The organism is Flagellimonas sp. B-3, from assembly GCF_056857835.1.
This window is the reverse complement of the sequence record NZ_JBSXNW010000019.1, coordinates 220,848-239,122: the sequence shown is the minus strand read 5'-3', so window position 1 is coordinate 239,122 and position 18,275 is coordinate 220,848. Positions and strand designations below refer to the sequence as shown.

General features: G+C 40.5%; 20 protein-coding genes. 12 read left to right on the top strand and 8 right to left on the bottom strand.

The window, feature by feature from the left end; genetic code table 11:
* Window positions 1-36 precede the first annotated feature (36 nt).
* Window positions 37-999, bottom strand: a complete 963-nt coding sequence (locus tag AC13CS_RS08440; protein ID WP_203532418.1) for a helix-turn-helix transcriptional regulator — start codon at window positions 997-999, stop codon at window positions 37-39.
* Between the two features lie 337 nt (window positions 1,000-1,336).
* Here AC13CS_RS08440 and AC13CS_RS08435 point away from each other — a divergent pair, with 337 nt between their 5' ends.
* Both AC13CS_RS08435 and AC13CS_RS08430 read left to right on the top strand, forming a co-directional pair.
* Window positions 1,337-1,831 (top strand): DinB family protein, encoded by a 495-nt coding sequence (locus AC13CS_RS08435; protein ID WP_293164364.1) that lies wholly within the window; start codon window positions 1,337-1,339, stop codon window positions 1,829-1,831.
* A gap of 12 nt (window positions 1,832-1,843) precedes the next feature.
* A complete protein-coding gene (locus AC13CS_RS08430; protein ID WP_293164366.1) occupies window positions 1,844-2,062 on the top strand; it encodes a hypothetical protein in 219 nt (72 codons plus the stop codon).
* Between the two features lie 125 nt (window positions 2,063-2,187).
* Here the strand turns inward: AC13CS_RS08430 and AC13CS_RS08425 are convergent, their stop codons facing one another.
* Window positions 2,188-5,202, bottom strand: a complete 3,015-nt coding sequence (locus AC13CS_RS08425; protein WP_293164368.1) for a VPS10 domain-containing protein — start codon at window positions 5,200-5,202, stop codon at window positions 2,188-2,190.
* A gap of 314 nt (window positions 5,203-5,516) precedes the next feature.
* Window positions 5,517-6,497, bottom strand: a complete 981-nt coding sequence (locus AC13CS_RS08420) for a helix-turn-helix domain-containing protein (protein ID WP_293164371.1) — start codon at window positions 6,495-6,497, stop codon at window positions 5,517-5,519.
* 152 nt (window positions 6,498-6,649) lie between these two features.
* Here AC13CS_RS08420 and AC13CS_RS08415 point away from each other — a divergent pair, with 152 nt between their 5' ends.
* The 8 genes from AC13CS_RS08415 (at window position 6,650) to AC13CS_RS08380 (ending at window position 10,415) form a co-directional block, all read left to right on the top strand.
* Window positions 6,650-7,183, top strand: coding sequence for a dihydrofolate reductase family protein (locus AC13CS_RS08415; protein WP_293164374.1), 534 nt, complete (start codon window positions 6,650-6,652; stop codon window positions 7,181-7,183).
* Between the two features lies 1 nt (window position 7,184).
* Complete coding sequence (locus AC13CS_RS08410) at window positions 7,185-7,694, top strand: DinB family protein (RefSeq protein WP_293164377.1); 510 nt, start codon at window positions 7,185-7,187, stop codon at window positions 7,692-7,694.
* Window positions 7,684-8,100: a VOC family protein gene (locus AC13CS_RS08405; RefSeq protein ID WP_293164380.1), complete on the top strand. Its 417-nt coding sequence runs from the start codon at window positions 7,684-7,686 to the stop codon at window positions 8,098-8,100. Before AC13CS_RS08410 ends, AC13CS_RS08405 begins: the two co-directional genes overlap by 11 nt.
* Window positions 8,101-8,144: 44 nt before the next feature.
* Window positions 8,145-8,555 carry a VOC family protein gene (locus tag AC13CS_RS08400; protein WP_293164383.1) on the top strand — a complete coding sequence of 137 codons (411 nt, stop codon included), beginning with the start codon at window positions 8,145-8,147 and terminating at the stop codon, window positions 8,553-8,555.
* 10 nt (window positions 8,556-8,565) lie between these two features.
* Window positions 8,566-9,009: an SRPBCC family protein gene (locus AC13CS_RS08395; RefSeq protein ID WP_293164386.1), complete on the top strand. Its 444-nt coding sequence runs from the start codon at window positions 8,566-8,568 to the stop codon at window positions 9,007-9,009.
* A 218-nt stretch (window positions 9,010-9,227) separates the two neighbouring features.
* Window positions 9,228-9,650: a VOC family protein gene (locus AC13CS_RS08390; RefSeq protein WP_293164389.1), complete on the top strand. Its 423-nt coding sequence runs from the start codon at window positions 9,228-9,230 to the stop codon at window positions 9,648-9,650.
* Window positions 9,651-9,678: 28 nt separating this feature from the next.
* On the top strand, window positions 9,679-10,002 hold the full coding sequence (locus tag AC13CS_RS08385; RefSeq protein ID WP_293164392.1) for a hypothetical protein: 324 nt from the start codon (window positions 9,679-9,681) through the stop codon (window positions 10,000-10,002).
* A 35-nt stretch (window positions 10,003-10,037) separates the two neighbouring features.
* Entirely contained in the window at window positions 10,038-10,415 is a 378-nt protein-coding gene (locus AC13CS_RS08380; RefSeq protein WP_293164395.1) for a nuclear transport factor 2 family protein, read from the top strand.
* Window positions 10,416-10,516: 101 nt separating this feature from the next.
* On the opposite strand, the gene AC13CS_RS08375 is transcribed toward AC13CS_RS08380, so the two are convergent.
* Genes AC13CS_RS08375 through AC13CS_RS08365 form a run of 3 tightly spaced genes read right to left on the bottom strand, consistent with a single transcriptional unit; the run spans window position 10,517 to window position 12,336 of the window.
* Window positions 10,517-11,383: a sigma-70 family RNA polymerase sigma factor gene (locus tag AC13CS_RS08375; RefSeq protein ID WP_293164398.1), complete on the bottom strand. Its 867-nt coding sequence runs from the start codon at window positions 11,381-11,383 to the stop codon at window positions 10,517-10,519.
* 15 nt (window positions 11,384-11,398) lie between these two features.
* Window positions 11,399-12,133: an NYN domain-containing protein gene (locus AC13CS_RS08370; RefSeq protein WP_293164401.1), complete on the bottom strand. Its 735-nt coding sequence runs from the start codon at window positions 12,131-12,133 to the stop codon at window positions 11,399-11,401.
* Window positions 12,134-12,141: 8 nt separating this feature from the next.
* Window positions 12,142-12,336, bottom strand: a complete 195-nt coding sequence (locus tag AC13CS_RS08365; protein WP_014031530.1) for a small ribosomal subunit protein bS21 — start codon at window positions 12,334-12,336, stop codon at window positions 12,142-12,144.
* Between the two features lie 738 nt (window positions 12,337-13,074).
* Here AC13CS_RS08365 and AC13CS_RS08360 point away from each other — a divergent pair.
* Window positions 13,075-13,422 (top strand): hypothetical protein, encoded by a 348-nt coding sequence (locus AC13CS_RS08360; RefSeq protein WP_482888722.1) that lies wholly within the window; start codon window positions 13,075-13,077, stop codon window positions 13,420-13,422.
* Window positions 13,392-14,312, top strand: a complete 921-nt coding sequence (locus tag AC13CS_RS08355) for an amidohydrolase family protein (protein ID WP_293164409.1) — start codon at window positions 13,392-13,394, stop codon at window positions 14,310-14,312. Before AC13CS_RS08360 ends, AC13CS_RS08355 begins: the two co-directional genes overlap by 31 nt.
* Window positions 14,313-15,099: 787 nt before the next feature.
* Here the strand turns inward: AC13CS_RS08355 and AC13CS_RS08350 are convergent.
* A complete protein-coding gene (locus AC13CS_RS08350) occupies window positions 15,100-16,488 on the bottom strand; it encodes an Ig-like domain-containing domain (RefSeq protein ID WP_293164412.1) in 1,389 nt (462 codons plus the stop codon).
* 17 nt (window positions 16,489-16,505) lie between these two features.
* A complete protein-coding gene (locus AC13CS_RS08345; RefSeq protein WP_293164415.1) occupies window positions 16,506-18,272 on the bottom strand; it encodes an Ig-like domain-containing domain in 1,767 nt (588 codons plus the stop codon).
* Window positions 18,273-18,275 lie beyond the last annotated feature (3 nt).

Here is an 18,275-nt window from a genome sequence, read left to right as displayed (position 1 = left end):
AAAACCCGAATCTTGCTAACTATTTGAGCAAAACAATTAGTTCGTTAGCATACTCTGGCTCTTTTTCAAGATATCGGCCACTCTTTCTTTTAATGCTTTGGGTTCAACGATCTTGGCATAATCTCCAAACATCAAGTACCATCTGGCAAAGCCATTTTCCAAATCGGTTGTCATAAAGGTCATTTCCACTTCTTTTCCTTTGACTTCCTCTGAAATAAGGCCATAGTATTTGCTTTGATTGCGAATATACTTGGCAATAGATTTATCGACCAATATTTTCACTTTTGTTTTGTTGACTTCCTCTCTTTTCTTTCGGTGCTCATCAATAGTACCGTGTTCCAACATAAAATCCAATGATGTTCGAGCTATTCGGTGAATTCTATCCGTTCGGAAATGCCTGTAATCTGTCCTCAAATGACAATAGCCCAATATATACCAAAATCCATTTTCATGAAAAAGCCCAACGGGCTCTATCCTACGTTCGGATGGGGTTTCTTCCCGCAATGATTCGTATCTTAAAAAAACCTGCTTCCGTTCGGCAATGCTCTCGAACAAAATTTCAAGGGCATTGGGCACCTTTTCGTTAAACAGAACTTGTCCCGGTACTATGGACACTTGGGACTCCAAGGTTTCCACCCAATCTTTTTCCTTTCCCCTTAGCACTGACTTCAATTTATACATGGCGGATTCATAATACGCGCCAAGGGACTTATCGGTAAATTTTTGCATCAGTTTTTCTGCGGCCACAAAACTTCCGGCTTCTTCGCGGGTAAACATTACCGGGGGCAAACGGTACCCTTCCATAATGGTATAGCCAACTCCTGCTTCGCTCACAATGGGCACACCAGAAGCCTCCAAAGTCCTAATGTCCCTGTAAATGGTACGTAGGCTCACATCAAATCGGTCAGCCAGTTCTTGGGCTTTTACAATCCGCTTGGATTGCAACTGTATTAAAATGGCAACTATCCTATCAAAACGTTTTGCGGTATCCATTCCCATAATTGTGTGAGCTATCTCCCAAAGATAGGATTTCAATCCAAGGACGGGAGATCTTTTCTTGCTCATCTTGATTCGTTTATAAATTAATTAGGCTCTTGTGATTTTCATAATCATTTGTCTTCTCGAGCGCAGTCGAGAGGCAATTTGCTCTACTTTTAAGGGTCTCGACTGCGCTCGACCTGACATCTTGCCACTTTTTCAAAACTAGGCACGTAGAGTGACAACTGCTTGTCATGAACTTTTTTTTCTACCCATTTTTTTCTACTGACAAAGGGCTGTCACACCCCCCTCCTACTTTTGGTGTCAGAAACAATAAACCTTTAAAAAACAAAGCATCATGGAAAACACCATTAAAAAGCAAACTGAAGCACAAGTTATTACCTCAACACAATTGTTGGAACATTACCAAGGCCATAGAGCACTTACCCGAAGGGTAATCGAAGCCTTTCCGGAAAAAGAGTTTTTTAATTACAGTATTGGCGGAATGCGTCCTTTTTCCGAGATGGTAAAGGAACTTTTTGCCATTGCCGTTCCCGGACTTACCGAAATTGTTTCGAGCAAAATCGGTGATTTTGATGAAAACAAGGACTATGGCAGCACAAAGGCCCAGTTTTTGGAAAAATGGGACCAAGACACGGAAGAAATCATTAAGCTCTGGAGCCAGATTGACTTGGAGCGTTTTCAAGAGCATGTAAAACTCTTTGGGCAGTATGAAGGTACCGTACAATCTTCCATTTTTTATTTTATTGACAATGAGATCCACCACCGTGGACAGGGGTATGTTTATTTGAGGGCCTTGGATATTGAGCCTCCATTTTTCTACGAAAGATAAACCTTAATTGGGATGAAGACTATTTTGGTATTCAAAACGTCCGTTTGGGGCGAATCGCAAGTAAGACAGTTACGTCCCCTGTTGAACCAATTGGTGAACAAGGATGGGTGTTGGAACTTTGACCTGGAGGATTGTGACAACATTCTCCGGGTCGAGACCCAAGGGGTACCGGCTCTATCCATTGCCTCACTACTGCACAGCAATGGTTTTCATTGTGAGGAACTGCATTGATTGTAGATGTAAGCTCAAATTATGTCAGGTTGAGCGCAGTCGAAACCTATTGATTAACAGCAATCATTAAATTCTCGACTGCGCTCGAATTGACATTGTACTGATTTTTTTGACAGTTCTTTATATTACAGGTCAACTTTTTGTTTGAGCTCGTTGAATTGGGCCAACAGCTCTTGATAGCTGTCTTTTTCTTCTTGCCCTGGCGCTTTATCGGCACTGCTTAAAATATAGTACAGATATGAAATTTGGGCTACCATTACCACTTCTGGATAGGCTCCCTCATCATTTTTGAGTTGTTTTAATGCATCCTTGTATGGCTTCAATGCTGCTTCACCCACTTTATTTTTTTCAAGTTCCTTGATTTTTTCCTCAACCTTATCCTGAAGTTGTCTAGCTTCCGATAGTAAATTGATTACCTTAAACTGAAGCTCTTGCTGCTCTTTCATATCTGACAAGGAAACTCCTTCTTCTTCCAGTCTAGGATCCATAAGGATTTCAAAAGGTTTCTCGAAAGACTGATTGCCAATTGTTAATTTAGCGGTATACTTTCCTGGCAATACCATTGGCCCGTTTTTGTAGCGCCTTTTCTTGTTTTTTGCCCAAGCTCCTTTTTGCTGCAGGTTCCATTCAAAACGGTTGATGCCCTTTTTGGTCTCCAGTTTTTCATCCATGTAAACAAAGGTCATGCTAAGGCTCATATCCTCCACTTTTTCTGTGGTGGATTTCAATTTAGTGGAATCACTGACAATGGTTGCCACCTCTTTACCTTGTGCATCCATAATCTGAAGACTTACGCCTTCCTTGATATCAGAGGGCAGGTAGTAATCAATAATCAGACTGGTTGATGGATATTCAGGAAAATCTCCCCCGCCCCAAGGTGTTTGGTATCTGTAGGTATTATCAGGCTTGAACAATACAGGAGTGTCATCAAGTTGGGTAATATTCTCATCTTGAAGGGTAGTAACCTTGTCCAAAATCCAGAAACCACGTCCCATGGTACTCAAAATTAAATCTCCACGGAAAAGCGTAATATCCGTAATCGGGGTTACAGGTAGGTTTTGCTGGAATTTCTTCCAAGTTCCGCCGTCATCAAACGATACGAACATTCCAAACTCGGTCCCGGCATACAACAGTCCTTCGCGAACAGGGTCTTCTCTTAGCACCCTTGTGGTATAATCGGATGGTATTCCGTTGGATTCGGTACTGATCAACTCCCAGCTCTCACCGTAGTCTTCTGTTTTATAGAGGTAAGGTGTGGTATCGCCCATTAAATGACGATCCACCGCAATATACGCTTTGGCCGGGTTGAACTGTGATGGTTCCACGGATTCTACCCTACCGCCTTTTGGCAATTTTTTAGGCGTGACATTTTTCCAGGTTTCCCCACCATCCTTGGTAATGGAAATAATCCCATCATTGGAGCCCGTCCATATTACGCCCTTGCTTATTTTTGACTCCCTGATGGAATACAAAGTACTGTAATATTCTTCTCCGGTAATATCGCGAGTGATAGGTTTTCCGGAGATTACCTGTTTGTCCGGTTCGTTGGCAGTAAGGTCTGGGGAGATAATTTCCCAATTTTTGCCACCATTACTGGTTTTGTGCAAAAATTGAGAGCCCATGTACACCACTTCTGGATCAAAAGGGGATACATGGATGGGTGCTACGCGCTGGAACCTATATTTTAAGTCTTTAGGATTGTGTCCGTAAATATTGGATGCACCAATGGAATATTCGCGGCTTTGTCCCGTTTTTTTGCTGTACACGCTAAAGCGCCCCTTACAGTTGTTATAAACAATGTAATGGTTGCCCGGCATGGGGATTACGGGGCCGGTTTCACAACCGCCCACATTCATCATAATGCTTTCGTTGGGCGTGGTCGTAGCTTTGGGCGCCCTGCTTGGGATGGCCAAGGTGGTATTGTCTTGCTGGGCTCCGTACACCCAATACGGATACTGGTCATCCACAGCAACTTGGTAGATTTCTGCCGTAGGCTGATTGTACTGTGTAGACCATGTTTCACCTCCGTTATGTGAAACGTTGGCTCCTCCATCGTTACACTGGATCAATAAATCGGGGTTGTCCGGATTGAGCCAAATATCATGATTATCACCGTGGGGCACACTCATGCGTTTCCATGTTTTTCCCCCGTCCATGGATTTTATCAATGGGTTGGCATTGGAATACACGATATCGGGGTTGGTCGGGTCCAGTTCAATATTAGTGTAGTAAAATGGTCTGTTCACCAATCTCACATCATCGGAAACGTGTGTAAAGGATTTTCCTTGATCTACGGATTTATACAATCCCCTATCTTCACCCGGTGCTTCGATAACGGCATAAAGTATTTTTGAATCCGTTGGCGAAACCGCTAAATCAATTTTACCAATCAACCCTTTTGGCAGCCCCTCTTCCAGTTTTTCCCAATCTTTTCCCCCATTAATGGATTTGTAGATGCCTCCTTCGCTGTTCTCACCGCCAGAATCGATGGTCCAAGGTGTACGGCGTGCCTTCCAAGCGGCAGCATATACAATATTTGGGTTACCGGGGAGCAGTTCCAAGTCGGCAAACCCTGTTTCATCGGAAACGTACAGGATCTTTTCCCATGTTTTTCCTCCATCGGTCGTCTTAAAAATTCCGCGTTCCTTGTTGGGTTTAAATGCATTTCCAATGGCGGCAACCCAAACAATGTTGCTATTTGTAGGGTCGATTTCCACAGCACCGATTTGACCTACATTTTCCAATCCGATATGTTCCCACGTTTTTCCCGCATCAATGGATTTGTACACCCCTTTCCCTGAAATGATATTGCTACGGATTCCATCGGAACCTGTTCCCACATAAACGATATTGGGGTCATTGGCTGCGATTTCGATAGCGCCTATGGAGGGTGTTTTAAAGAAGCTATCGGAAACATTGTTCCAAGTGGTCCCATAGTCATCTGTTTTCCAGACACCTGCACCGGATGCCCCAAAATAAAAAGTCCCCGGGAGCATGGCTGTTCCGGTAACGGTGGTTACCCTTCCTCCCCTTGCGGGTCCTATGGTTCGGTATTGTAATGCTTCAAAATCCTGGGCCAAGGTTGCACAGGTTACTAAAAAAGTAAAAAGAAAATAAAAAAAGCTTTGCTTTAAGGTCATGAGTTAGTAGAATAGTTGGTTTCTTCCCAAATCTACTAAATACCTAGCCAATCTGAAATTGAATATAGATGGAATTATTGCCCTTAATAAAAAGTTGAACGGTTCGTCTGTTTATTCTTGTGGAAAAGAAAGGATTCTTCTTAATGTGTTTTTGATTGTCCGGATTTTATCATATACAGAACTTTCGTCAACCTGAACTTGTTTCAGGTTCTCATCAGGCTTTTGATTACTAGTGTAATGAGATTCCGAAATAAATTCGGAATGACGTGTAAAAGGAAATTATTTCAGGTAATGGATATTCAATATACCTTTTATCAAATTGCAACTGCCCTACTGTACTTATTTAAATATTTCGAGGGGGTCATATTCGTAATCTTCTTAAAAGTATCCCTAAACGCTTTGGGGTCGTTGTATCCCACCTCATACATTACTTCATTGACCGTTTTTCTCCCTTTTTCCAGTTCTTTCTTGGCAGCTTCCACTTTAACGCGCTTCAGGTATTCGATAACCGTGTTTGAGGTAGCCTTTTTAAAACGCCTTTCGAAGGTTCTTCGGCTTACCGCAATTTTTTCGGATAGCTCATCAACGGTTATTTTATCTTGATAATTTTGCTCGATAAATTCCTGAGCCTTTAAAACCTCTTTATCGTTATGGGATTTTTGTCCTTTGAAGATGATAAAAGGCGATTGGCTGACACGGCTTATGTCTATTTCAAAAACTTTTGAAGATAGCACCGCCATATCGCGACCAGCAAACTTTTCCACTAAATAAAGGTTTAGGTTTAAAGATGAATAGGCTCCCCCGCTAGTGTACAAACCGTTCTCATCGGTGATGATTTTATCATCCACCAGATTTACTTTGGGGTACATCTCCCTAAACTCACTTGCTGCCAGCCAATGCGTGGCACACTCTTTTCCATCGAGTAAACCCGTACCTGCCAATATAAATGCACCAATGCACAGACTCGCCACTTCGGCACCATTGCTATATTGCTCTTTGATCCAAGGAATAAGTGCTCTGTTTTTAGAAACTACCTCCTTGTAATCACCATGAATTGCAGGAATAATGATCAAGTCGGTTTTCTTTATATCTTCAATAGCGGTATTTGGTATAATATTGAACATCCCGTTGCTTGACCTCGCTGTTTTTTGAGCGCCCACAAGGTGAGTGGCAAACATTGGGGCTTTGCCCGCTCTTTGCAGGGCACTATTGGTCATATTGAACATTTTAAAAGTTGCCTCCAAATTGCTCAGGCTCGAATCGCCTTCTGGAACAAGTATCGATATATGCTTCATTTGCTGAAAATCAATTGATTAACTTTAATTCAAAGGTATATTAAGTTGCTGTCGCAATCAACCCGTTTTATTGACGTAAATATACCCCCAAAGTACAAATTAGTACACATACCTTTGGTAACACCTTGATTGTTAAACAGAAAACAAGTGTTATGAGACAGGTTATTTTATCTATGCTAGTGTCCATCGACGGTTATATTGAAGGGGTGGACAATGATATAAATTGGCACGTTTGGGATGATGAAATGCAAGCTTATATGATGGATTTTTTGCAAACCATCGACACTTTTATCTATGGTAGAAAATCGTATGAGTTGATGCTTGATTATTGGCCCGATCAAAAAGGTGAATTTGCAGATATAATGAACCAAACATCCAAAATTGTATTCTCCACAACCCTACAAAAGGCAAAAATGAATGCCAGAATAGCTCGCGGAAACGTCGCAGAAGAAATACAACAAGAAAAAGAAAAACCGGGGAAGAATATGGTGTTGTTCGCTGGGGCCAATATGGCCTCTTCATTTATAGAGCACAACTTGATAGATGAATACCGAATTATTGTAAACCCTGTGGTGCTGGGCAAAGGAACACCTTTGTTCAAAACCGGGAAACAGCAACAACTTAAATTGGTAAGCGCCAAACCTTTTAAATGTGGCAATGTGCTGCTTACATACAAAGCAAAATAATATGGATAGGAACATTTTAAAAGCGTATGATATCGCGACCTCAACGCTTATTGAGCTGCTCTCTTCGTTGACCAATGAGCAACTCAATATAAAGCCCACCAAAAATAGTTGGACCGCCGGGCAGGTCGGTGATCATTTGGAGAAATCATACGAAGTATCCAAAATTTTGCTGGGAGAAGTTGAAGATACCCAACGCCCCCCAGACCAAAAACTGGCTGAAATACGTGCGTTGTTTTTAAATTTTGACATCAAAATGGATTCGCCCAAAGCGATTGTTCCAACAAATGACCCCATTGACAAAAAATGTCTTCTTATCAGTTTGGAAGAGAAAATTCAATGGGTCAATACGAACTCCAAGAATATGGACCTGTCAAAAATCTGTCTGGATTTTGAAATCTCAGAATATGGGCCATTCACCCGCCTCGAGTGGATTGGTTTTAATACAGTACATACACAGCGCCATAACCATCAACTACAACAAATCATTAAAAACATAAAAAATGACACCTAAACAAATCTGGGCAAACCTAGGCGTAGAAAATATTGAAAGAACACAAAAGTTTTATCTGGCACTGGGGTTTAAGCAAAACGGAACTCCCTCAAAAGATTTGGTAAGCTTCTTGTTCGGTGACGATGAGTTTGTTATTCACTTTTTTAAAAAAGAAAAGCTAAAAACAAGTCTCGAAGGGGAGGTGGCCGATTTAAGCCAAGGCAATGAGATTATATTCACCCTCTCCGCGGAAAGCAAGGAAGAAATCCACGAATGCATAGAAAAAGTAAAAAAGATAGGGGGAACCATTCGTTTTGACCCTAGGAAGGACAGAAAAAGTTTTTACGACGATAACGGTTATTACGTTGGTGTCTTCGCCGATTTGGATGGGCACTTATTCAACCTCTTCTGCAATTTGAACAAATAATCCCTGCATCAAGCAGGCGGAGAACATAACTTAAACTAAAAAACATGAAAACTATTTGGTTGAACCTACCTGTAAAGGACATTAAAAAATCGAAGGAATTTTTTAACGCTATCGGATTCAAAGAAAACCCAATGCATAAAAATGCCGAGCATTTGGGAAGTTTCTATATAGGAGAGAACAATTTTGTAATGATGTTGTTTCCCGAGAACACTTTTAAAGGGTTTGCACAGAATGAAATCAGTGATACCCAAAAAGGAACGGAAGTATTGATCAATATTGATGCCCAGAGCAGATCGGAAGTGGATGCAATGGCCAAAACAGTACAAAAAGCCGGCGGCAAAATCTTTGCCGAACCTGGTGAATCCGATGGTTGGATGTACGCTTTTGGTTTTGAAGATTTGGACGGGCACCGATGGAGCATGTTGTATATGGACATGGAAAAAATGCCCGGGTAAATTGTAAAAAATGATACAACAAAAGTTTAAAATAACAATCAACGCCCCGACCGATAAGGTGTGGCGAATACTATGGAATGATGACACCTATTGTGAATGGACAGCAGTTTTCTCCGAAGGGTCTTATGCCAAAACAGACTGGAAAGAAGGAAGCAGGGCTTATTTTTTAACTCAAGATGGAAGAGGAATGGTAAGTAGTATAAGACAAAATGTTCCTGATAAATACATGTCCATAGAGCATTTGGGAATTATTACGAACGGAGTAGAAGATTATAAGAGCACAGAAGCAAAACAGTGGGCAGGGGCCATGGAAGATTACATCCTCGAACATATTAATGACAAAACTCTATTACATATAGAAATGGATGTTGTTGAGGGATACAAAAACTTCTTTTTGGATACTTGGCCCAAAGCCTTGGAAAAAATAAAAGCGTTGGCGGAAAAACAATCATAAAATCACACATAAACATTAATACTATAAACCTGTTGTACATTTTGAAGGTTTCATATGCCAAAAGCCGTCAATTCGAGTGAAATTCAAAAGGAATTTTGTATCGAGAATCGGGTTTTGACTTGAAATTCTGGTTTTCGATACGATTTTTCGGAAGAAAAATCACTCAAACTGACGAATTTCAATCATAATGGACAACGGGTTACTAAAGATCAAAAACAATGAAAGTAAACACGTATTTAAATTTTGACGGAAAAGCAGAAGAAGCATTCAACTTTTACAAAGGGGTATTTGGCGGGGATTTTATAGCAAATATGAAAATGGGAGATGCCCCTGATGCCGAGAAACTATCTGAAGAAGAGAAAAATCGCACCATGCATATCTCATTGCCGCTATCAAACGATACTATTTTAATGGCATCGGACATTGTTCCCTCCATGGGACATTCCCTAAAAAAAGGCAATAACTCCTACATTTCCATTCATCCGGAGAGCAAGGAAGAGGCAGACCGTTTGTTCAATGGTCTATCAAAAGGAGGAGAAATTGAAATGCCAATGGCCAATCAATTTTGGGGCGATTATTTCGGGAGTTTTGTTGACAAGTTCGGTATTCACTGGATGGTAAACTATAATCCACAAAGCTAGTAACCCCATCAATTTTATAAACCGCAATATGGGCAACAGTTTCAATGGACAACAAACAACAATTGTAGAGGTGTTTTGTACCTCGGTAACCACTATTGAAAAAGCGGAATTCCTTTTGGGCAAACTCCAAAAGGAATTTCCTTCTTGTGAAATTAATTTTGATTTGGAAGATTGTGACAATATACTTCGGGTAGCCACAGCAGGAAGTACAATGGACACTGCTCCGATTATTAAGTTGGTAAAAAAATATCAAGAGGATATACAAATCTTACCCGATGAAATCCCTGTAAAGGGCACTGATACCCCCAATGGAACATCTAATTTCCATGACCATTACAATACAATTGCTTAAAATTGACTACTGGTAACAGCAATAATCCATCAAAAGTGAAATTGAATATAAAGCCCGACTGTGGAAATGCCCCAAAAAGAGAGTTGGTTAAACGCCTTAGCTGCTATTTTGCCTCCAACGATATCGAAAAGGCCATGGAGTTTTTGGATACCCATATCACATGGACCTTAGTCGGCAATAAAACCATAAATGGAAAAGAACATTTTAGAACAGCATTACAGGAAATGCGTCAAAATAAAGTGCGCGAGTTAACAATTCACAGCATAATCACCCACGGAAAGGAAGCCGCCATAAATGGTGAAATGTTATTGGAAGATGGAAGTGTATTCGGTTTTTCCGATTTCTACGAATTTACAAGTGCCAAAGGAACCCGTGTCAAGACCATTGTTTCCTATCTGATTGAGAAAAACTAACCTAAATACTGACAGTACCAAGGAATCCAATCCCCATTCCTCCTAATCAAAAATTAAAAAGGAGATTTTGTCTTTGAAGACTCTTGATGGAGTTAGGGTGTTCACACCATGTATTCCTTTAAAAACTCAATATTTGAAGATTTTCTTAAGCGCGACAAAGCCTTTACCTTTATTTGTCGAACTCTTTCCTCGCTCAGTTTTAACGCTAAAGCAATTTGTTGAATTCCCATGGATTCGCTGTTGCCAACGCCAAAATACATTTTGATCACAAAAGCTTCCCGATAATCCAACATGTTCAAAATACCATCTATTTCGGCATGTAACGATTGGCCGATCATGTTATGTTCAGGACTTTCCAACTGGTTTGATGGAATAATGTCGTACAGATTTAGCTCCCCATCCCCGACTTGCAATGATTCGTCCATTGAAATAGGCCATGAAGCATGCTGCATACAAACTTGGATCTCGGATAATGAGAAATCAATAAGTTCCGATACTTCCTCTGCGGTGGGCGGTCTTTGGTGCAATTGTTCAAAATGGGAAGAAGCTTTCTTTATTTTATTTATGACATTTATTTTGTTCAGGGGCAATCTAACCATCCTCGATTTTTCGGAAAGTGCCTGAATAATGCCTTGCCGTATCCACCAAACCGCGTAGGAAATAAATTTGAAGCCACGGGTCTCGTCAAATTTTGTGGCCGCTTTGACCAATCCGAGATTGCCCTCGTTGATAAGATCATGGAGGTTAAGCCCTCTTGATTGGTATTGTTTGGCGACGGATACTACAAACCTCAAATTGGCGGACACCAATTTTTCCATGGCCCAAGTGTCCCCATGTCTTATTCGTACAGCTAGAGCCACCTCCTCGTCTTCCGTAATCATCGGGATACGGGCTATGTCGTTTAGGTATCGCGTAAGCGATGGGGTATCCCTGTTTGTTATCAGTTTTGATATTGAAAGTGGTCTCATAGCTTATCTGTCTCATTAGGACTTCGTCCTCACGTAAATCAAGTTTCCATTGCCCTTTGGATTTTTTCTGGAGCCAATTTCAATTTGGTCTAGGGATTTGACCAAAGGGGTCAGTTTTCGGAACCCGTAGTTCCTGGCATCAAAATTGGGTTGCTTTTTTTGCAAGAGTGTGCCAACTTCGCCTAAAAAGGCCCACCCCTCCTCATCCTCCACATCTGCAATGGTAGTTAGGATAAGGTCTATCACCTTGGGAGTGATCTTATCTATTTTACTCTTGTTGTTTTTTTCCGTGTCGTTGGCATCGCCTACTGGGGCTTTATGTAATATTTCAAGGTATATGAACTTATCACAGGACACTATAAAAGGATCTGGGGTCTTTCGTTCTCCAATTCCAAAAACTGTCATACCGGCCTCTCTTAATCGTATTGCCAAACGCGTAAAATCACTGTCGCTCGACACCAGGGCAAAACCATTTACCTTTCCGGTATACAAGATGTCCATCGCATCTATGATCATCGCGCTGTCCGTAGCGTTTTTGCCGGTGGTGTATCCGTATTGTTGAACAGGTGTTATCGCATTTTTAAGAAGGACATCCTTCCATTTTACCAAACTTGGCTTGGTCCAGTCTCCGTAGATTCTTTTTATGCTGGGGTTTCCATATTTTGCAATTTCCTCCAGCATTTCTTTGACATATTTGGAGGGAATGTTATCGCCATCTATTAGTACGGCAAGGCTTAAATCTTTATCCATAATAAATATTACTCCTCGTTTCTTTTTAAATATTCATTCTTATAGACGGCCTTTGCAAGTTCTTCCCTTTTCTCTTTGGATTTTTTGGTAAACCTTTGGTTTTCCCTAATATGTTTTAACTGTTGGGTGTTCCGCACCTTGTTCCTATATCTTTTCAAGGCTCTTTCAATATTTTCACCGGGAACTATTTTAATTTTTAGCATATGTTTTGTGCTTTAAGGGTTCATGTAATTACAGGCAATCTAAAACATAGGCCTGTTGTCCAAGGATATGTTTGATCCTTGGAAATGCATATAGGGACTTTAGCCATGCAAGCATCAAAAAGATGAATATTCAAACAAAAAACAACCTAAGAAATAGCCTCTTCTGAACTAGGAATCAATAGGGAGAGAGCTGTCTTGATATTTAAGGATTGGAGTACTGATTGTCCATTATCCGCAATGCACAATAAAGGAAAGGATTTAAATTGGATTTAAGCCGCTTTTGTCCTTTTATTTTAATTCCGGTGGAAGGTTCTTTTGCATTTGTGCCGGTTAAAATCCCAACAAGGGTTATGCTATACAGCCAAAGATGCGGAAGAAGTCCAAAATTTGGCTGAGGAACCATCCTATCAAAAAAAGAAAGAACAACTAAAAACAAATCCTGCTGCATAAGATATTTTAACTGATTAAGTTGATTTTAAAAACATATCAAAAAGAGTGTACATAACGGAGCTCAAAAAAAAAAATGTCGAACAGAGCTATACCAGAGGCGACGACGTAGATGATAAACCTGACCGTCCTATCCACTTAGCACTGTATTGGAACTAAGTTTTATGTGGCACCGATTTTCCGTAAAATTCTTATATTTAAGACCATATCCCCCAGAGACTTATTGAATTACAGAAATGCCTTGCTTTGCATTAAAAACAGAAGACTTGGGCATAGCCAACCTATTTGGTGTTGTATGCAAAAGAAAGTTGGGCAAATAAACAAGTTGAGCCACATAGAACCAATAATTATGATATGAATAAATTGCTAATTTTCAGCCTAATCGCTTTAATTCTGATGGGCTGTAACGAACCGCCCAAGTATGATTTAGTCATTGAAAAAGTTAATTTATTTGATGGCCATGAAGACCTAGGCACTGTGAATGTGGCTATAAATGATGATACAATAGCCGCAATAACCGCAAACAAATTACATGCAGGTTCAACTATAGATGGGTCAGGTAAATTCATGATTCCTGGACTAGTCAATGCCATGTACATGCCAATAGTTTGGAAGATTTACAAGAAGGCTACCCTTTAGGTATTTTGACTCTTTTGAATATGCATACCGGATTGGAAGAAAGGGAACTTGGCTGGAAAACAATGACAAAAGATTCAATCGGTTTTTCCACTCTTTATGGAGCTGGTCATGCAGCCACAGTACCAGGTGGGCATCCTACTCAATTCAGCCCAGATATGGAAACAATTAATGATTCGCTTTCTGTTGAGGACTGGATAAATCATCGAATCTCCAAAAAGGTTGATTACATAAAAATAGTTCACACTTTAGGTGGATGGATGGATGAGCCAGCAGCCCCAACTTTAGACTATGATAAAATTAAGAAGCTTATAGGACTCGCACATAGTAATGGATTCAAAGCTGTGGTGCATGTCGGGGAAGTTGAAGAAATGGAAACCATTGCAAAATTTAAACCCGATGGTTTTGTGCATATGCTGAGCATGAAAAAAGATATTCCAGTCCCGGACAGCTATTACACCACAATTTCGTCTAGCGGTACTTTTGTTGTACCTACTGCAGGTATTAATTTAAAACCGATGGATGGACTTCCTCCGTTTATGCGGGAATGGATTTCAAATAATCTATTGGACGCAAAAGAAAGTGCCGAAATAATAAAAAAAATGCATGAAGCTGGGATATTGATCGTGGCAGGTACTGATGCACAAGAAGGTCAAATGAATTTTGGGGAAGATTACTTTTTGGAACTAGAGCTATACAAAATGGCAGGCTTGTCCAACCTTGAAGTACTTAAAACAGCTACAGGAAATGCAGCCAAGGCTTTTGATTTACCTATTGGAGAAATTAAAAAAGGAAGTAAGGCAACTTTTGTCCTTCTCAATGCAAACCCCTTAAATGACCTTGCAAACCTTAGAAAAGTTGAACAGGTTTGGAAAAATGGTAAGACCAATTAATAAGTACTGAAACAACACCTAACCCATGCTGGAATTTAATGGGCATGGTAAAACCACTTATAAGTTACTGTATATGTCAACTAGATTATAATTAAAGTGGCTAATATTAGGTTCTCGGTATCCGGGCGATCCATTTCTGGTAAAGAAAATTACGGTGAAAGTGTGTTTTGATTTCATTTTTCATGACTTTGGTTAAACAATAAATTGTAAAGACGAAAGTCAAATCGTACTCTAAAGTCCTTTCAAGTTAGTACATTCCGGATTAATCGCTGTACACCGAATTGCACACCTTTTATTTGGTTTTAAATGAAATCAGATGAATGCATAAAAAACAAAAGGCACTGTCAATCAGTCAGTTGACAGTGCTTTGATACCACCTATTTAGTGGTTCGTCGGGGTGGCAGAAACCACACCCGATTTATATATATTTGAAAATCAATGTATTGACACCTTAATCTTAAGGGCACTCCCGTTCAGAACACGGAAAGCAAAAAACAACTTTTGAACACATTTTTCATGTGTTTAATCCGTAGCAAAAATAATAACATTTCGTGTACACAACAATTCTGAGTTAACTATTTTCCTACCCCTTTAAAATCTTTGATTATCATATCCGCTGTAAAATCATTTTAAACATTAAAATGAACATCTCTAAATTTCTTGCGGTTAATTTCTCAAGTATAGGATTCAAATTTAGTCATACAAAAAGATGGCCCATTGTGGGCCATCTCAAATTAACTAAATCAAAAATCAACTATTCTTGAGTTTCTCTTAAACTGTAATAACCTTATTCAAATTCCAAAAAATAGTCCTTGAACTCAGGTGAATTGAACATTCCGTTGCCATCATGGGCCACATTGGGCACAATTATTTTTCTGTGGTTATGATCGTTCGGATAAAAGCTTTCCATGTATTGAAATATATTCTCACCTCGATTAAATCGATTGGATCCCAACAAAGTTGCTTGACAGTCCGTAGTGTTGAGAGTTCCTTCTGTTGATGTATCATCACTTCCCAAAAAGTAAACCGTATTTCGGGAAACCTGCTGTTGGGTCAAAGTGGATGCATCAACGCCATCCAAATAAGGTACTGCAAACTCATATCCATAGGGCCAATAATCATAGCCCGCGCAATCCATAGGTTCATAGAAGCTCGAAGTATCCTCATTGTAGCGCTGGCCATCAGGATAATAGAAATATTGATTGTTTGCCACTACGTACTGAAAATCAATGGTTTCTATTGTGGCCTGAACTTTATTGGCCAAGGCATAATGTTGGGTATAAGCGGCGCCGGATGAATGCCCAGCAATAAAAACAGTTTCTAGGTTAGGAAACTTCTCTTGGTTTGAAAAACGATTGACCAAGCTATCCAATACGGTAAAGGAACTTATTCCTGAGTTATTGTTTCCTGCGTTTGCTCCTTCACGCCATCTGGAATCGTTCCATATCAGTCCATTTGCAGGGGCTGTACCATTATCTTGAAAGTATGGTGCAATAATAAGCGTGTTCCTTTCCATCTTCATACTTTGCAACGAATTGACCATATAATTGTAATAATTATCTGCATCTCGATTAGCTCCGTGGACTACCACAACAACCTTCTCTATAAAGTCCCATACAAACTCGGTGTCTTCGATAAAATCATAATTTGAATAAACATCAAAGGATAAAGATTGTTCGGAATCATCCAAAAACTCCAATCGTTGCATACAATCTTCAGATGCCGACAGGCATGGGGTCTTTGCATTCGTTTCCGCATTTTCTGTTGTAAAAGAATAGGAAACCGACTGTTGGAGCATTTTTCCCTCGACACCAATTCGACCAGAATCAATATTAATTGTATAGGCCGTATTGGGTACCATGTCGTCCAAACCAATCAGCACCTTAGTGGATTGGTTAAGGTATTGCGCCATATAGGTCACATTCTCCTGCCCTGCACTTATATACACCGCATTTTCAAATGCATCGGGTTCCACTACGGACGAAAAAACAATCTCAAAAGTACTGTTCAATGGAACACCCTGCATATCATCGGTAAATACCGTGTCGTTCAATTTAACGGAAATCACGTTTAACGAGCCCGCCGTAGCATCATCATCTTCACTACAAGCGGTGAACCAAAGCACAACCATGCCCATAAGTACACGTTGAAGGTTCTTGACTATATTTTTATTCATCTTATTCTTTTAATAAATTAATTACATGCCGGATAGGTACAGGCCGACTCTTGTGTTGTGGTGGAACCAGCTGCGCAATCCACACCACCTGTCATCCAAGTTGTACCCTCCTTATAGGCCCAAGATCCCGAATATTCCCAGGCTGCTCCTGTTCCATCCACATCAACATCACCAAAGGTTTCAACCACGGTATTCCCATTGAACAGTTCTATGGCATCATCACCGTTTTGGTTCATGGACTCCGTCTCAATAATGTGTTCAAATGAATCTATGCAGCCACCAAAATAGGCCGCTATTGTTGCTTGCTCGCGAGCCAGAAGAATATCGTCCCCCTCCTCAACGGCAATAGCAGGCAATGTAAATTCGATACCGTCGGTACCTCCTCCATTGTTGGCAACACCGATACTATAGATGCTCAAATCGGGGATGTTTTTATTAACCTTTAAGTGTACGGCCTTTCCTCCGTTGGTTCCGCTGCCGTCCCACGATAGGGCCAACACTCCTTTTAAAGAAAGAGCTTCGTTACAAATAGGGTAAGGACAGTTGGAATCAGCAGAAGTTGTGGAGCCGATGGAGCAATCAAGTCCTCCCGTGGTCCAGAAACCATCAAATTTATAGGCCCAAGAACCAGAATATTCCCATGCTTCTCCCGTACCATCCACATTAACGTCCCCATAGGTTTCGATAACGATATCTCCTTGGAACAGTTCAATGGCATCATCCCCATTTTGGTTGATGGCGGATTCAGCTTGGAGTACATATTCAAACTCATCGGTACATCCTCCAAGATATGTGGACAACAAAGCTGTTTCCCTTGCCACCAGAATATCATCCCCTGCAGCAACAGAAATCGCAGGTAAGGTAAACTCTTTACCATCTGTTCCCCCTCCATTGTTCGCTGTTCCCAAACCATAAAGGCTTAAGTCAGCAATATCCTGATTGGCCACAAGATGAACGGCTTTACCATCATTAGTCCCGGAACCATCCCATGTAAGGGCCATAATCCCCTTTAATGATAAGGCAGGTAATTGTTCAATAATCGCCATGGTTATGCCTTCTGAGCCACTTGAGGCATTGGTTACTTCTCCCAATGAAATATCAATCACCTCATTGCCTTCATTTTCGCCATCCAATACCGTGGTAATCTCAAAAGAAACGGATAGGGAGCCTTGAGGAACAATGATTGTTTCCTCCTCAGAAACAGTATAGTCCACGTCTTTGGTGGCACTTCCATCAAAAATGATGGTAGCGGTCACATCATCATTTGCGACTTTATTCAAAGTTGCCGTGATCGTAGCCGTTTCACCATCTTCCTGTAATTCGGAAACATCACTAGACAAGGTCAAGGTCGGTGGCACAAAAGCTGCAGTAGTGAAATTAATGGTAAATGGGTTGTCCAAGGATTCTCCTTCAACACCATACGTTCCCTCTGGCAATGTTACCGTATAACTTGTTTCATAGTCCAACTCACTTGGAATCAAACTAACATTTGAGTCGGTGTTTGAAAATTCAATTTCGTAATCCACGTTTCCGGAGCCTGAAGTAAATTCCAAGGCCGATACCATAGCGTCGGTATTTAAACTATGGGAAAAAATCAAATCGACAGAGGTGTTCACCGGAACATTTTCGACACTGGTTCCAAAATTTGTTTCGGTTATATTGGTGGTCAATACTCTCAAGGAGCCATCATCTAAAATAGTTCCTTCTTCGTCATCGTTACAACCAATAAATAAAAACACCATAAAAAAGGCTATGTGCAATATTGGGTTTTTATAAGTTTTCATGTT

Bases quoted from the DNA above. Each gene is read 5' to 3' on its own strand.
- AC13CS_RS08440 (WP_203532418.1), bottom strand. From the start codon at position 999: ATGGGAATGGATACCGCAAAACGTTTTGATAGGATAGTTGCCATTTTA.
- AC13CS_RS08435 (WP_293164364.1), top strand. From the start codon at position 1,337: ATGGAAAACACCATTAAAAAGCAAACTGAAGCACAAGTTATTACCTCA.
- AC13CS_RS08430 (WP_293164366.1), top strand. From the start codon at position 1,844: ATGAAGACTATTTTGGTATTCAAAACGTCCGTTTGGGGCGAATCGCAA.
- AC13CS_RS08425 (WP_293164368.1), bottom strand. From the start codon at position 5,202: ATGACCTTAAAGCAAAGCTTTTTTTATTTTCTTTTTACTTTTTTAGTA.
- AC13CS_RS08420 (WP_293164371.1), bottom strand. From the start codon at position 6,497: ATGAAGCATATATCGATACTTGTTCCAGAAGGCGATTCGAGCCTGAGC.
- AC13CS_RS08415 (WP_293164374.1), top strand. From the start codon at position 6,650: ATGAGACAGGTTATTTTATCTATGCTAGTGTCCATCGACGGTTATATT.
- AC13CS_RS08410 (WP_293164377.1), top strand. From the start codon at position 7,185: ATGGATAGGAACATTTTAAAAGCGTATGATATCGCGACCTCAACGCTT.
- AC13CS_RS08405 (WP_293164380.1), top strand. From the start codon at position 7,684: ATGACACCTAAACAAATCTGGGCAAACCTAGGCGTAGAAAATATTGAA.
- AC13CS_RS08400 (WP_293164383.1), top strand. From the start codon at position 8,145: ATGAAAACTATTTGGTTGAACCTACCTGTAAAGGACATTAAAAAATCG.
- AC13CS_RS08395 (WP_293164386.1), top strand. From the start codon at position 8,566: ATGATACAACAAAAGTTTAAAATAACAATCAACGCCCCGACCGATAAG.
- AC13CS_RS08390 (WP_293164389.1), top strand. From the start codon at position 9,228: ATGAAAGTAAACACGTATTTAAATTTTGACGGAAAAGCAGAAGAAGCA.
- AC13CS_RS08385 (WP_293164392.1), top strand. From the start codon at position 9,679: ATGGGCAACAGTTTCAATGGACAACAAACAACAATTGTAGAGGTGTTT.
- AC13CS_RS08375 (WP_293164398.1), bottom strand. From the start codon at position 11,383: ATGAGACCACTTTCAATATCAAAACTGATAACAAACAGGGATACCCCA.
- AC13CS_RS08370 (WP_293164401.1), bottom strand. From the start codon at position 12,133: ATGGATAAAGATTTAAGCCTTGCCGTACTAATAGATGGCGATAACATT.
- AC13CS_RS08365 (WP_014031530.1), bottom strand. From the start codon at position 12,336: ATGCTAAAAATTAAAATAGTTCCCGGTGAAAATATTGAAAGAGCCTTG.
- AC13CS_RS08350 (WP_293164412.1), bottom strand. From the start codon at position 16,488: ATGAATAAAAATATAGTCAAGAACCTTCAACGTGTACTTATGGGCATG.
- AC13CS_RS08345 (WP_293164415.1), bottom strand. From the start codon at position 18,272: ATGAAAACTTATAAAAACCCAATATTGCACATAGCCTTTTTTATGGTG.